Genomic DNA, 13,657 nt, shown 5'->3' with positions numbered 1-13,657 from the left:
TACGGGATTGTTCGGGTTCGTGTCGGGGGATGGTGGGCACACAGGCGGCGTCCCGGTCATCGTGGGGGAGGGCGTCGATGGAATGGCCGCTCGAAGGCTTCATTCGCGCCGCGAGCATTGCGCGACGGAACTGTGCAGTCGAGGGAATTGATCGACCCAGGTTGCGAGCAATGGTCAGAAGCCGAGGATCTTGTCGGCGACGACGTACTGGAGCGGCTCGCCGGCAAGCAGGCGGCGGCAGTTGCCGGCGACGAGCTGGAAGCGGCGCTGGTCGATGTCGGGGCAGACCATCGCAACGTGCGGTGTTATGAGCACGTTGGGCAGCGTCCAGATCCCGTGGTCGGGCGGCAGCGGTTCTTGGTCGAAGACGTCGAGGCCGGCGCCGGCAAGCTCGCCGACGTCCAGCGCGTCGACGAGGTCGTCGAGCACGACGGTCATGCCGCGGCCGATGTTGATGAACACCGCCGTGGGCTTCATCAGCTCGAACTGACGCCGGCCCAGCATCCCCTCGCTGTCGGTGGTGTGGGGAACGGTCATCACGACCGCATCGGCCAGCGGAAGCTGATCCTCGAGATCGTCGGCCCCGAACACGGCATCGATGGCTCCACCGGAGGTGGTCTCGGGGCGGGCGTCGACGGCCACGACCCTCGGCCCCCATAGCTGCAGGTACCGAGCTGCTTGGTGGGCGACGCCGCCGGCACCGATGAACAACAGGGTCGAGTCCGCAAGGTGCAGGACCGGCGCAACCCCACGCCGGTACTCCCGGTCGCGCTGGTCGTGTGCGTACTGCGGCAGCCCGCGGGCGAAGGCGAGCAGGAACGACATCACGTGGGTGGCGATGTGGTCGTTGTAGACGCCGCGCATGTTGGTGACGACGACGGCGTGGGCGGCGAGTTCGGTCGCCCACCTCTCGAGTACCTCCGAGTGCGGGATGGCTGGCGCCGAGGGCTGAGCCATCAACACGAACTTGGCGGTCGAACTCATGTCAAGTCTCCCTGGAGCGGGCGGTTGCGTCGTGGGATGGGGGTTAGAAGACGGGGAAGACTGCGGTGTCGCTGGAGCGTTCTGCCCGGGTCAGGGCGTAGAGGACGCCCCAGTCGCCGTTGCGGTCTCGGGCGATGTTCATGCAGATCTCGATGATGATCGCTGGGCCGAGCGGATCCGTGGCTGGGCGGGTCTGGCCGGTGCTGACGGCGAGGTCGTCGAGATGGAGGAGGACCTCGATCAGTCTGGTGCGGCAGAAGTCGTCGAGGGTGAGGAGTCGGCCTCCCAGTGCGGCCACGAGGCGGTCGGTGGGTTCAGCGGCCAGTCGTGTTTCCAGATCGGCGGCCAGCTGGCGGCATTTCTCCACAGTGGCCTCGTGGCCGATGGCCGATTCGGCGGCGGAGACGTCCTTGATCTGGTCGTGGATGGGGGAGTCGACTGCTGCGTGGAAGTAGGTGACCGCGGTGAGGAGGTCGGCGTCAGGGCGCCGGTCGGGCGGGGTGCGGTCGAGGTAGGCGATAGTGGCGCCGGCGGCGCGTACGAGGTGGGCGCAGAGTGCTCCGACCGTCATGCCTTCGAGGGCCGAAGGCTGGTCCCATTGCTCGGCTGTGGATGGGGCGGCCAGAAGTTCGGCTGCTTGGGTGACGGCTTCCACGACGAGGGCCCGGACGCGGGCTGAGTCGATCGACGGGTTGGCGGCGGGCGTCATGGGCTGATCTCGATTCGTTTCATGGATGGTCCGTTGGCGTCGGTGTCGCCCCCCTCAGCGCAGGCGGGGGTAGGTGGGGTGCAGGTGGCGTTGGCCGGCGCCGAAGAAATTCTCCCGGAATGTCGTGCCCTCGTAGCTGGTGCGGAATCGGCCACGCCGTTGGAGCTCGGGCACCAGGCAGTCGACCACCTGGGTGAACCCCCAGGGAACGGGCGCCGTTGTCACGTTGAACCCGTCTACGCCGGTGGTCTCCATGAAGGTCTCCATCTGATCGGCAACCGTGGTCGGCGAACCCACGAACCCCAGCCCGCCGGCAGTCTCCGAAAGCCGTCGGGCGACGTCGCCGACGGTCCAGGTCCTGTCGGGGTCTTCCAGCTTCCAGCGCTCGACCTGGGTCCGGATCGCGTTCGCCTCGATGTCATCGATCGGTGTGTCGGGCGGGTGACCGCCCAAGTCGATGCCCGTCCAGCCACCGTAGAGAGCGAGGTAGCCGTCCACGGAGAACAACCGCGACCACTCGTCGCGCATCGCCCGGGCCTCGGCATCGGTCTCTGCCACCACCACCCGCGCCACTTGCAGGGCCCTGATCTGATCAGGATCGCGACCGACTGCTACGGCACGTTCGCGCAGCGATGCCACAACGGCGGCACCCCGCTCGTTGCCTGGCACAGACATGAAGACGACCTCTCCCGTGTCCGCTGCGAACTCGATACCGCGCGCCGAGTTCCCCGCCTGATACAGCACTGGTGTGCGCTGAGGGGAGGGTTCGACCATGTGGGGGCCTTCGACCGTGAACCAATCACCGGAATGATTGATCTCGTGCACCTTCGCCGGGTCGGTGAAGGTGTCGGCCTCGGCATCGAGGACGATCGCGCCGTCTTCCCAGCTCTGTTCCCACAGCTTCAGGCAGACATCGACGTACTCGTCGGCCCGGTCGTAGCGAGCGTCGTGGGGCAGGATCTCGCCGAGTCCTTGACGTTGCGCATCGGACAGGTACGAGGTCACGATGTTCCAACCGACACGGCCTGCGGTGAGGTGGTCGAGAGTCGAGAACAGCCGGGCTGTGTGGTAGGGAGCGTGGTGGCTGGTCGACATGGTCACTGCGAAACCGAGGTTCTCGGTACACGCCGCCAACGCGGGGATCAACAGCGTGGGGTCGATGCCGGGAATCTGGACCGCACCACGCAAGGCAGCCTCGCGACTCGCCCCGTACACGTCGTAGGTGCCCAACACGTCTGCGAAGAAGATCCCGTCGAAGCAACCCCGCTCCAGGGTGCGCACGAGATGCTGCCACCAGCTCAGGGTCCGGTACCCCCACGACGTCTCGTCCGCAGGGTGTTTCCACATCCCCTTGATCTGATGATTCGGAGACGCCTGGATGAAGGCGCTCAGATGTATCTCGCCGCGACTCATCGGTCTAGGTGATCCGCGTCGGCGACCGTCACCGAGCGGGATTCGAGGGCGTCAATGCGCTGGTTCAAGCGTGACCCGCGTGCCGTGCACTGCGCTGCAGCCCTCGATGTCGGAAGATATGGCCTCGTGGAGGACATTGACGTTGCAGCCGCTGGGTTCCAGTTTGGGCCAACGTCCCTTGTAGCTGACGAGAACGCCACGAGGTGCAGCGTTCTCCACGTTTGCCTTGACCTCGAGTTGGCCTGCACTGTTCTGCATTCGGACCGGGTCGCCGTGGGCGATGCCGAGATCGGCCGCGTCTGCAGGGTGGATCGTGACGGTTGCAGGACCTGCTCGCCGGCCAATGGTGCGGTCGTTGGCGTGAGAGTCGTTGAGCCGCCACTGTGAGGCAGGCGACAGCAGCCGGAAGATCCCGTCGGCTTCACGGGCGTCAGCCGTTGGAACCGGAGCCCGCCGCAAGCCGGCCGCCGTTGCAGCGTCAGATGCGATTTCGATTCGGCCCGACGGGGTGCGGAAGCTTCGGTCGGCGAAGAAATCGACTGGCTCACGGGTCAGGTACACGTGGCCTCGCTCTGACAGATCGGCAAAGGAGAGGCCGAGGTCGAGTTGGTCGAGAAGTCGCTGGATCAACACATCGTCCGTCTCGTGGAGCTCTGGTTCGTCGAGGCCCATCGCCCCAGCGAGCCGGCGGAAGATCTCTTGATTCGGCAGCGCCTCGCCGATTGGCTCTCGGACCTTTTGTTGCGCTCCCACGATCGGTGACATATAGCTGAACGTGAGGTCGTTGAATTCCAGGAAGCTCGCGGCGGGGAGCACGATGTCGGCATAGTCGACAGTGTCAGTTGCAAAGCAGTCCACGACGACGGTGAACAGGTCCTGTCGGCACAGTGCAGCACGGAGCCTGTCCTGCTCGGCAGCCGAGGCGACCGGGTTTGTGTTCCAGCTGAACAACGCTCCGAATCGTTCGGGGTTTTCGAGCTTGGCTGCAAGGCCGATGTGGTTGACCTTGGGAACGCCGTTTGGGGCCAGTGACGTGCCGGACAGCTCGTCGAAGTCCGCGCCGAGCATGGCCGCCGCAACATTGAGGTAGCTGATCCCTGCGCCGGGCTTGCCGATGTTGCCAGTCAGCGCCGGCAGCAAGCCGACGGCGCGCATGACATTTGCGCCCGTGGGCTGACGTTGGAGTCCTTGACCGGCCCACAGAAGCGCCGGTCCGGCTGAATAGAGCCGGGCAGCCTGCCTGATGTCACCGGCCGGGACACCCGTTTGTTCCTCACCCCATTCCGGCGTGCACGTTTCGATGGCGGGGAGCACTTCGGTGACGCCTTGGACATGGTCAGCGATGAACTCGGTGTCGAAGGCCGCCATGGCGCCGAGTTCGTGCGCTATGGAAAACGCCAGTGCAGCGTCGGTGCCGGGGTAAGGCTGGAGATGAAGATCGGCACGGGCCGCGGTCGCCGTGCGTATCGGATCCACGACGACGACGGACCCGTTGAAGTCTCCCAGCCAGTGCCGGTCCATGTGCGGGGCGCTGTGAGAGGGGTTGGCACCCCAGACGAGAATGCACGATGAGTCGACCGCGGTACGCGGGTCGAATCCAGCGACGGACGTGCCGAACATGTACGACCACGCGATATGTCCGGCCAGATTGCAGATCGAATCCGGCTCTACTTCGGTCGCGCCCAAGCGGTGAAAGAACCGCAGCGGGAACATGAACGCCAGCATCGACATCGTTCCCGAGTAGTGGGTGTGGAGCACGGCCGCGGGGCCGCGCTCGTCGACGATCTGCTGCGTGCGTTCCGCGGTCTCGGCCAGAGCGTCTTCCCAGCTGATGGGTGCGAATACACCTTCGCCTTTCGGGCCGACCCGGCGGAGCGGAGTGGCGAGGCGGGCCTCGGGGTCCTGCCACACGCCGTTGTAGGCCGTTGCACACTTCGTGCACAGCGTTCCTCGGCTGACTGGATGATCGGGATCGCCTTGGACGATGACCCGACCGTCCTTGCCGGAGCGCACCACGATCCCGCAGTTGTCGTAGCAGTCACGTGGGCAGTTCGTCCGCATTGGCGTCACGATCTGGTCTCCTGGCACATCTCGACCCCGGCGGATCTGGTGGTAGGGCTGGCGTCGGAGTTCATGCCCAGCCGAGCTGCTGCAGTGCGACGCCTGAGTGCCAGATCTTGGTCATGTGAGCGATCTTGTCGCCCTCGAACCGCATGTCGTACACGTAGTCCGAGCTGGCTGCCTTCCCGGTCGGCGGAACCGGACCGCCGTCGCCCGTGTGGGTGCCGTTGAACACCGCATAGGCCAGGACGCTGCCCCGCTCCTCGTCGGTCGCGAACGACTTCAGGTCGTACGAGCCGTCTTCGAGGATCGTCAGGATGCCCTTCATCCACTCGGTGTAGGAGCGGAGGTCGGTGAGGTCGCCGATCGCTTCGGACTGTGCGGAGAACGTCGCATCGTCGGTGCAGTACTGGGAGCACCCGTCCCAGCCTTGTCCGCTCTCGCACGCGTCGAAGAATGCGGCGGCTGTTTCGTTCATCTGTGACATCTTGTGACCCCCTCAGTTGCAGGCGTTCTCGCCCAAGCGAAGCCTGTCAGACTGCGGCAACCATGTCCACGTCGCGCCGCGCGGCCCGAGGAGTCGACCCAGAGTGACGCTGTTCCCGAACCGCGGCGGTGGTGCGGGGCGATTGCGCGTGCTGCTGGAAACAGCAGCCCAGACGGGCTCTGTCGTGCAGGCCCCAGGGTGTTACGACGGCCTCTCCGCAAGGGTGCTCGAAGAGGCGGGATTCCAGGCCGGGTTCTTGGGAGGCTTTTCGGTAGCGGCGGCTCGACTGGGCCTGCCCGATCTCGGACTGCTGAGCTATGGCGAGATGATCGACCAGGCCCGCAGCGTGTGCGCTGCGACCTCGCTGCCCATCATCGGCGACGCCGACACCGGCTATGGCAACCCGATCAACGCGGAGCGGGCGCTGCTGGGCTGTGCCCAAGCGGGTCTGGCGTGCGTGATGATCGAGGACCAAGTGTGGCCGAAACGCTGCGGCCACACGGTGGGCAAGGAAGTGGTGGACCGCAGCGAGGCGGTGCAGCGCATCCGGGCGTGCGTGCGCACCCGGCAAGAACACGGGCTCGACACGTTGATCATGGCGCGCACCGACGCCTGTGCGACCGATGGTTTCGACGAGGCGCTGTGGCGTGCTGCGGCGTTTGCCGATGCGGGTGCTGACATCACATTTGTGGAGGCACTCGAGACCTTCGAGCAGATGGAGCGCTACTGCGCCGAAGTGCCAAGCCACAAGACCGTCAACCTCGTGGAAGACGGCCGAACGCCGTGGCTGGATCCTGCGTCGCTCGCTGATCTCGGGTATTCGCTCGTGATCTACCCGGTGTCGCTGCTGCTGGGCGGCATTGCGGCAATGGGACGTGCGGCGCGCAGCCTGGCGGCGAGCGGCGATGCCGGCGGGCCCCGGGCAACGTTCGACGAAGCACGGGTGCTCGTCGGCTGGGCTGACTACGAGGAACGAGTGCGAACGTTGGGAGCCGACGGTGACGGACCACGCTGAGAGGATCGTGGCGGCGCGGTCCGCCATTGACTACATCTGTGGTCGCAGCGACAAGGAGCAGGCGGTGCCGGTTCCGAACTGCCCTGGCTGGACGGTGTACAACGCAGCGTCACATATCGGTCGCGTCGGGATCGCATCGCAGGAGATGATCAGCTCGGCACCGGACGATCCTCAGTCCCGGGAACGTGGATACGAGCGGAGCGGCCGCAAGCCCGCCGGCGCTCCGATGGCAGACCTCGCAGCGTGGGCCCATTCGCCTGTGGACGGTCTCGTGGACGATCCCGATCGGCGCTGCTACTTCTCGATGACCGGCGGGGAAGGCACCGCACGGCTGTGGGCCTGGCACGCGGCATCCGAGCTGGGCATGCACCGCCTCGATGTCGAGGCGGCTCTGGGTCACGAGCATTCCATGACGTCGGCGCAGGCTCTCGACGCCGCCGACCCCATACGGGGATAGACGTCACCGACGGCGACCCCGAGGTCTGGCACCAGTGGCGTGCACTCCCTGGCGAAGCCTTCCAATTCGGCACCTGGGACTAGCAGCGACCCGCCGCCCTCAATAGACCTCGAAGCGGGCGTTCAGCGACGTCATGTCGTCGCTGTCGGTTGTGAGGATGAACGTGCCGAGTCGCTCGGCGACGACGGCGAGGTGCGCGTCGACGACATCGGAAGTACGCGACGCGGCTAACCGGCGCCCGACCGAGACCGATTCGTCGAGCGGATGTGCGTCGAAGTGACGTAGCGCCCGGGCCAGATTGGCTTGCTGGGCAGGGTCACGCCAGACTTGGGCGAGCACTGGGTGCGTTGTGTGCAACTCCTCGCCTCGTTCGGTTGCCCGCTTGATGAGTGCCCAGAGACGAGAATTCAGGCGTTCGCCGTCGACGATGAAGGGTCCTGCGTCGATGATCAATGCTCGACGCCTTGACGGTCGAGCACCCGGTCGGCCCAGTCGAGGTGCTCAGCGTCGATCGGTCCTTCCTGGGCTTCCCAGGACGAAATCATGTCCAGCATGGCCTGGCTGCGCCGGCGACGTTTGACCTCGGCGAGAAGCGATCGCTTGATCGCCAGCTTCTTCGTGCCGTCGAGCGCCACGAGCTCTCCTAACGCTGCTTCCATCTCGTCATCGAAGTTGATGGTTGTCTTGCTGGCCATACATGCATAGTAGCTGAACCATATAAGTATGGCTACTTCACTCGCTAGCAAGTTCAGGATCGCCGAACCCGGCGCGTGCATCTGCCCAAACATTCTTGGGCACGGCGTCGAGCAGTGCGCGGCGAAGGGCAGCGAGGAGTTGGGCGATGCAGTCGTCGAGGGGCTGGGTCGTGTCGATGATGATCTCGGGGGACTGGGGCGGCTCGTAGGGGGCGGAGATGCCGCTGAAGTCGGGGATCTCGCCGGCTCTGGCCTTTGCGTAGAGGCCCTTGGGGTCGCGGGCTTCGCAGACGTCCAGCGGGGTGTCGACGTAGACCTCGATGAACGTGCCTTCGGGGTGGATTACACGTACTTGGTCGCGGTCGGCGATGTACGGCGAGATGAAGGCCGTCAGCACGACGATTCCTGCATCCTGGAAGAGACGGCAGACCTCGCCGATGCGGCGGATGTTCTCGGTGCGGTCCTCGGGCGAGAAGCCGAGGTCGCGGTTGAGCCCGAAACGGACGTTGTCGCCGTCGAGCACGTAGGCAGCGACACCACGTTCGAGCAGCGCTTCTTCGAGGGCGAAGGCGAGTGTGGACTTGCCGCTGCCGGAGAGCCCGGTGAACCAGACCGTCACCGAGCGGTGGCCGAAGTGCGCTTGACGGTCGGCACCGCTGACCCGACCTTCGGAGCGGACGATGTTGCGCGAGACGGGTTCGCTCAACGTGCGCTCGCTCATGGCGCGCTCGGCCCCCGAAGGAATCCGCGGTCGGTCAGCACGCTCACGATCGCCGCCACGCATTCGGCCACGCTCTGGGTGGAGGTGTCGACGCGCAGGTCGGCTTCGGCGGGCCGGTCGTAGGGGGCCGAGACGCCAGGAAACTGGGGGATCTCGCCGCTGTCGGCCATGGCGTAGATGCCATGGGGATCACGCTCCCGGCAGACCTCGATGGGCGTGTCGACGAAGACCTCGACGTAGCGGCCGACGCCGACGAGGTCACGGGCGCGTTGGCGAACCTCGCTGTTGGGCGCCACCAGTGCGGCGATCGCGATGAGTCCTTGTCCGTTCACGAGCCGTGCGACCTCCGACACCCGGCGGAGGTTTTCGGAGCGTTCCTGCGCGCTGAAGCCGAGATCCCGCGAAATGCCCATGCGGACGTTCTCGCCGTCGAGGCGGATCGACACCCTGCCCCGGTCGAACAACTCACGTTCGAGGGCGGTGGCGAGAGTGGACTTGCCCGCGGCAGTGAGACCTGTGAGCAGGATGGTGCAGGGCTGCTGGCCGAACCGGATGGCCCGCTCGGCGTCGCTGATCTCCGAGATCTGCCGTACGAGCGCTGCGTCTGGAGTGTGGTCCCACGCCGATGCCGCGCCGATGATCATGCCAGCGGCAACGGTTGCGTTCGAGAGCCGATCGACCAGCACGAACGACCCGGTCGTGCGGTTGTTGCTGTAAGAGTCGAACAGCAGCTCCCGGTCCGACGCGACCACGCAGCGTCCGATGTCGTTGAGTCCCAGTGCCAGCGCTTGCTCGTGTCCGAGCGTGTTGATGTCTACGCGGTGGCGCAGGCTGCGGATCGTGCAGTTCGAGATGCCGTTAGCGGACTGCAGCAGGTACGAGCTGCCGGGTTCCATCTCGGCCTCGGCCATCCACACCACCATCGCGTCGAGCTCATGGGCACGCAGCGGCTCATCGCCACGTCTCACCAACATGTCGCCGCGGCTGATGTCGATCTCATCGGCGAGGGTGACGGTGACCGCTCGACCCGGCCCGGCAACGTCGAGGTCGCCGTCGAAGGTCACGAGCCGCTCCACCGTCGAGCCAAGCCCTGACGGCACGGCCACGACCTCATCGCCGGGCCGAATGGCCCCGGAAGCAACAGTGCCGGAGAACCCGCGGAAGTCAGGGTTCGGCCGGCTGACCATCTGCACCGGCATGCGGAAGTGCTCGAGATCTACACCGGCATCGACGTCCACTGTTTCGAGGTATTCCAAGAGAGGCGGCCCGTCGAACCAGCCGAGGTTGTCGCCCGCGTCGACCACGTTGTCGCCCAGCAGGGCGGAGGTCGGCAAGAAGTACGGCTCGCCGAACTCGAGCGTCTTGGAGAACGCTCGAAAGTCCTCGCAAATCGCGGCCAAGCGGTCCGCGGACCAGTCCACGAGATCCATCTTGTTGACCGCCACCACGACATGTTGGATGCCGAGCAGGCTGGCGACGTAGCTGTGGCGCTTGGTCTGGGGCAGCATCCCGTGGCGGGCGTCGATGAGGATGACCGCTAACTGGCAGGTCGACGCGCCGGTCGCCATGTTGCGGGTGTACTGCTCGTGGCCCGGAGTGTCGGCGATGATGAACGTACGCCGGGCCGTGGAGAAGCAGCGGTAAGCGACGTCGATCGTGATGCCCTGTTCCCGCTCGGCCCGCAGACCGTCCATGAGCAGCGCCAAGTCGACCCGGCTGCCAGCCGAGCCCTGAGTCTCTGAGTCGGCCTCAAGGCTGGCCAGCACGTCCTCGTAGATCATCTTCGAGTCAGCCAGCAGGCGACCGATCAGTGTCGACTTGCCGTCATCGGTGCTGCCGCAGGTAAGGAAGCGCAGAAGGTCCTTTTGGTGTGACTGGGGTGCCATCAGAAGTACCCCTCGCGCTTCTTCGCCTCCATGGAGCCCGACTGGTCGTAGTCGATCACCCGACCCTCGCGTTCGGAGCGGGTGGCGAGCAGCATCTCGCCGATGATCTCCGGCAGCGTCGTGGCCGTTGATTCGATCGCACCCGACAACGGGTAGCAGCCAAGCGTGCGGAATCGCACCGAGCGTAGGTCCGGCACCTCGCCTTCATTGAAGACGAACCGGTCGTCGTCCACCATGATCAGCACGCCGTCGCGTTCCACCACCGGCCGTTCCGCTGAGAAATACAGCGGCACGATGGGGATGTTCTCGGCCTGGATGTACTGCCACACGTCGAGTTCGGTCCAGTTGCTCAACGGGAACACCCGGATCGACTCGCCCGCCTTGACCCGCCCGTTGTACAGCTGCCATAGCTCGGGACGTTGATTCTTCGGATCCCAGCGATGATGCGCATCGCGGAAGCTGAACACCCGCTCCTTGGCCCGTGATTTCTCCTCGTCACGCCGAGCGCCCCCGAACGCTGCGTCGAACCCGCCCGCGTCCAGCGCCTGGCGGAGCGCCTGGGTTTTCATGATGTCGGTGTAGTTCTTCGACCCGTGATCGAACGGGTTGATGCCCTGCGCCACGCCATCGGTGTTCGTGTGCACAATCAGCTCGAACCCGATCTCATCCGCCATCCGGTCCCGGAACGAGATCATCTCGGAGAACTTCCACGTCGTGTCGAGGTGCAGGAGCGGGAACGGGATCCTGCCGGGGAAGAACGCCTTGCGGGCGAGGTGCAGCAGAACCGACGAGTCCTTGCCGATCGAATACAGCATCACCGGTCGCTCGAGCTGGGCCACCACCTCGCGCATGATGTGGATCGCCTCGGATTCCAGCTGCTGGAGATGGGTCAGCCGCAGCTCGACCGGCACGGAGGCTCTCATCTGAGCTCGCTCGACTTCGCCACCAGGGCTTCGCTGGCATCCCACAGCTTGGTTCCGTTTTCCGGATCCGATGCCGGGGGCGACACCTGCTTCCGGTGCATCATGTGCAGATACATCCCTGTGGAGCTGCCCGCTTCTTCAGCGCAGCAGAGGTACACGACCGGTCCGATGGCCTCTTCGGGAGACTGAAAGAACAATCGCAGCACCGGGTTGATGATCGCCTTCAGCAGTGTCGGCGATTCTCTGGCGATACCTGTGGCCACGCCTCCTGGGCACAACGCGTGTACTGCGACGTCGATTCCCTCGCCCTGGTTCAGGCGGCGGGACAGCTCGGTTGCGAACGTGCAGAGGGCCAGCTTGCTTTGGCCGTATTGCTGCAGACTTTCGGTCATCCCGTGTTCGGTGTAGGCACCGAAGCGATCGAAATCGATGGGGTCGCAGGACCGGTGGGATTCCGATGAGACGAACACGATCCGCGGGGCCTCACCGGACTGACTCGACGGGCGCATGACGCCGTCCTGGAGCCATCGGTCGATCATCACCCGTTTCGCTAGGAAGTTGACCGCGAACATGACCTCGTATCCCTGCGGGGTCTGCCTCGACCTGCGCGACAAGAGGCCGGCATTCATGACCGCAATGTCGAGGCGGGTGCCGCGCTCGTGCAGCTGGTCGCAGAAGCGATGCACAGAGCGGAGATCGGCGAGGTCCACTTCGACCAATTCCACGGTCTCGGACCCAGACTGTCGCTTGATCTCGTCGCAGATTCCGGCATGGCCAGGGCGGCAGGCCAGAATCATATTTCCGCCGCGCCGTGCGAGATCAATAGCAGCAGCTCGACCCACTCCGCTGTTGGCGCCGGTCACGAGGCACGTCTTGCCGTCAATCCGCACGTCGTCTGGGACCGGACTGAGGTCAGGGTTCTTCGAATCCCGGAGGTCCCGGAGAGCCGCGCTCATGGCGTTGACGATGGCGCTGCCTGGGAACTTTCGCTTCTCTTGTGTCATGCCAGAAGGTGCCTCGCCGGTCGATTGATGATTGGCGCTCGATGGCTGGCTCGAGGCCTCTTCGAACGGGATTGCATATGTCTCCCGGTAGCAGGAGAAGGCTTCATCGACGATCTGCTCGCTCAGTCCGAAATCGCTGAGCTTGTATGCATGCTTGCCGAAGCGGTGTTGCGGATTCGCCGCCATGTACTGCACGGCTTCCCGCTCGGCTTCGTCATCGAAACCGATCCCCGCCAGCCCGCAGATCCGCCGGACCTCGGCGATCGGGTCGTTCGTCAGGTCGTAGTAGGAGACGTCAACGAACTGTCCGGCTGGCGACTCGGCCCGGGTCTGCATGGCCAGTTGGACCATCCTGTGCGTCTTGTGGCACCAGTGTTGCCCGATTTCGGTCGGATTGACCCAATCGCTGAAGATGCCGCGGCCATGGGCAACCATGCTGCAAAAGGAAGCGAGCGTCACTCGGGGATCGCGGTGGGTCTGCACGATTGTCGCGCCGTCGAACACCTTCCCAAACACGTCGAGGTACTCCATGTGATGGGGGGTCTTGAGCACCCAGGCGCTGCCGGGACGCTGCCACGACAGCACTTTCAGAACCCGACGGAAGTACTCGTAGGTCTGCGTGTGGTCCTGTTCTTCCAGCCAGCGGGAATAGCTCGGCACACACATGATGGCTTCGGCTGACTGACTCATGAAGTTCAGATCGAGCAGCAGGACGTCTTCTTCGGCCTGGTCGTGCCCGACCGGATGGATCGCCATGAACTCAGGTGCCAGGTAGGAAATCGTCTTCTCGGCGAGCACCGCACGCCATCTGCGAGCCCGCTGTGCGCGTTCGGTCTCATTGTGAGTCGACACCGGCACCAGCGCTTCCGCGCCCGAGATGCCCCGAATCTCCGGATGGGAATTCAGCAGGCGCTGCAGCAACGTGGTACCGGTGCGCTGCAATCCGGTGACCAGGATGATCGTGCCGAGGTCGATGTCGTCGATCTCGGGGTGCCGCTTGAGCAGGTCCTCGATCCGCAGCCGGTGAACCAGCGCCCCGACGAGCCGCGACTTCTGTATCTGCCGGCCGGTCGGGGTCAGGCGGGCTTCGTCGTTGATTGACGTGACGAGCACCTCGAGGGCACGCAGGTGCCCGTCGTCGCCGAAGTCCGTCAAGCCGGTCTTGTGTTGCGCAGCCTCACGCAGTGCGCCGACTTCCAGGCGGTCCGAGAGCCCGAAGTGCAGACCTGCCGTGCCCAGCCGATTGAACATCCTGATGGGGACAGGACGATAGGGGTTCTCATAGTCCGTGGAAGTCACGAC

General features: G+C 65.0%; 13 protein-coding genes. 2 read left to right on the top strand and 11 right to left on the bottom strand.

Translation table 11 applies throughout. The features are described from left to right. Positions 1 to 174 precede the first annotated feature (174 nt). From ACPXYO_RS17090 to ACPXYO_RS17070, 5 genes are all read right to left on the bottom strand, one after another. The gene (locus ACPXYO_RS17090; protein WP_423923127.1) at positions 175 to 984 is read right to left on the bottom strand and encodes a D-2-hydroxyacid dehydrogenase; all 810 of its coding nucleotides are present in this window, start codon (positions 982 to 984) and stop codon (positions 175 to 177) included. A 43-nt stretch (positions 985 to 1,027) separates the two neighbouring features. Then, on the bottom strand, positions 1,028 to 1,693 hold the full coding sequence (locus tag ACPXYO_RS17085; protein ID WP_423923125.1) for a maleylpyruvate isomerase N-terminal domain-containing protein: 666 nt from the start codon (positions 1,691 to 1,693) through the stop codon (positions 1,028 to 1,030). A gap of 54 nt (positions 1,694 to 1,747) precedes the next feature. After that, a complete protein-coding gene (locus tag ACPXYO_RS17080; protein WP_423923123.1) occupies positions 1,748 to 3,106 on the bottom strand; it encodes an LLM class flavin-dependent oxidoreductase in 1,359 nt (452 codons plus the stop codon). A gap of 51 nt (positions 3,107 to 3,157) precedes the next feature. Then, entirely contained in the window at positions 3,158 to 5,167 is a 2,010-nt protein-coding gene (locus ACPXYO_RS17075; RefSeq protein WP_423923905.1) for a molybdopterin-containing oxidoreductase family protein, read from the bottom strand. 70 nt (positions 5,168 to 5,237) lie between these two features. After that, positions 5,238 to 5,645, bottom strand: coding sequence for an ester cyclase (locus tag ACPXYO_RS17070; RefSeq protein WP_420623539.1), 408 nt, complete (start codon positions 5,643 to 5,645; stop codon positions 5,238 to 5,240). 112 nt (positions 5,646 to 5,757) lie between these two features. Here ACPXYO_RS17070 and ACPXYO_RS17065 point away from each other — a divergent pair, with 112 nt between their 5' ends. Together ACPXYO_RS17065 and ACPXYO_RS17060 are read left to right on the top strand one after the other, a co-directional pair. Then, a complete protein-coding gene (locus ACPXYO_RS17065; RefSeq protein ID WP_423923121.1) occupies positions 5,758 to 6,669 on the top strand; it encodes an isocitrate lyase/PEP mutase family protein in 912 nt (303 codons plus the stop codon). Further along, entirely contained in the window at positions 6,653 to 7,126 is a 474-nt protein-coding gene (locus tag ACPXYO_RS17060) for a maleylpyruvate isomerase N-terminal domain-containing protein (protein ID WP_423923119.1), read from the top strand. Before ACPXYO_RS17065 ends, ACPXYO_RS17060 begins: the two co-directional genes overlap by 17 nt. 99 nt (positions 7,127 to 7,225) lie before the next feature. On the opposite strand, the gene ACPXYO_RS17055 is transcribed toward ACPXYO_RS17060, so the two are convergent. The 6 genes from ACPXYO_RS17055 to ACPXYO_RS17030 are packed head-to-tail and all read right to left on the bottom strand — an operon-like array spanning position 7,226 to position 13,654. After that, positions 7,226 to 7,579, bottom strand: a complete 354-nt coding sequence (locus ACPXYO_RS17055) for a hypothetical protein (protein WP_423923117.1) — start codon at positions 7,577 to 7,579, stop codon at positions 7,226 to 7,228. Then, the gene (locus ACPXYO_RS17050) at positions 7,576 to 7,821 is read right to left on the bottom strand and encodes a hypothetical protein (RefSeq protein ID WP_423923115.1); all 246 of its coding nucleotides are present in this window, start codon (positions 7,819 to 7,821) and stop codon (positions 7,576 to 7,578) included. The genes ACPXYO_RS17055 and ACPXYO_RS17050 overlap by 4 nt, the downstream gene beginning before the upstream one ends. A gap of 37 nt (positions 7,822 to 7,858) precedes the next feature. After that, positions 7,859 to 8,542 carry an adenylyl-sulfate kinase gene (gene cysC, locus ACPXYO_RS17045; protein WP_423923113.1) on the bottom strand — a complete coding sequence of 228 codons (684 nt, stop codon included), beginning with the start codon at positions 8,540 to 8,542 and terminating at the stop codon, positions 7,859 to 7,861. Further along, a complete protein-coding gene (cysN, locus tag ACPXYO_RS17040) occupies positions 8,539 to 10,428 on the bottom strand; it encodes a sulfate adenylyltransferase subunit CysN (protein WP_423923111.1) in 1,890 nt (629 codons plus the stop codon). The genes cysC and cysN overlap by 4 nt, the downstream gene beginning before the upstream one ends. After that, complete coding sequence (gene cysD, locus ACPXYO_RS17035; RefSeq protein WP_423923109.1) at positions 10,428 to 11,351, bottom strand: sulfate adenylyltransferase subunit CysD; 924 nt, start codon at positions 11,349 to 11,351, stop codon at positions 10,428 to 10,430. Before cysD ends, cysN begins: the two co-directional genes overlap by 1 nt. Further along, a complete protein-coding gene (locus ACPXYO_RS17030) occupies positions 11,348 to 13,654 on the bottom strand; it encodes an SDR family NAD(P)-dependent oxidoreductase (RefSeq protein WP_423923107.1) in 2,307 nt (768 codons plus the stop codon). Before ACPXYO_RS17030 ends, cysD begins: the two co-directional genes overlap by 4 nt. Positions 13,655 to 13,657: the final 3 nt, after the last annotated feature.

The organism is Candidatus Poriferisodalis sp. (genome assembly GCF_965237655.1).
Classification (GTDB): domain Bacteria; phylum Actinomycetota; class Acidimicrobiia; order Acidimicrobiales; family Poriferisodalaceae; genus Poriferisodalis.
This window is presented reverse-complemented; position numbering and strand designations above follow the sequence as displayed.

What these genes read in the sequence shown, in the direction of transcription:
- cysN (WP_423923111.1), bottom strand. Translation starts at nt 10,428, where the DNA reads ATGGCACCCCAGTCACACCAAAAGGACCTTCTGCGCTTCCTTACCTGC.
- ACPXYO_RS17075 (WP_423923905.1), bottom strand. Translation starts at nt 5,167, where the DNA reads ATGCGGACGAACTGCCCACGTGACTGCTACGACAACTGCGGGATCGTG.
- cysD (WP_423923109.1), bottom strand. Translation starts at nt 11,351, where the DNA reads ATGAGAGCCTCCGTGCCGGTCGAGCTGCGGCTGACCCATCTCCAGCAG.
- ACPXYO_RS17080 (WP_423923123.1), bottom strand. Translation starts at nt 3,106, where the DNA reads ATGAGTCGCGGCGAGATACATCTGAGCGCCTTCATCCAGGCGTCTCCG.
- cysC (WP_423923113.1), bottom strand. Translation starts at nt 8,542, where the DNA reads ATGAGCGAGCGCACGTTGAGCGAACCCGTCTCGCGCAACATCGTCCGC.
- ACPXYO_RS17085 (WP_423923125.1), bottom strand. Translation starts at nt 1,693, where the DNA reads ATGACGCCCGCCGCCAACCCGTCGATCGACTCAGCCCGCGTCCGGGCC.
- ACPXYO_RS17090 (WP_423923127.1), bottom strand. Translation starts at nt 984, where the DNA reads ATGAGTTCGACCGCCAAGTTCGTGTTGATGGCTCAGCCCTCGGCGCCA.
- ACPXYO_RS17050 (WP_423923115.1), bottom strand. Translation starts at nt 7,821, where the DNA reads ATGGCCAGCAAGACAACCATCAACTTCGATGACGAGATGGAAGCAGCG.
- ACPXYO_RS17070 (WP_420623539.1), bottom strand. Translation starts at nt 5,645, where the DNA reads ATGAACGAAACAGCCGCCGCATTCTTCGACGCGTGCGAGAGCGGACAA.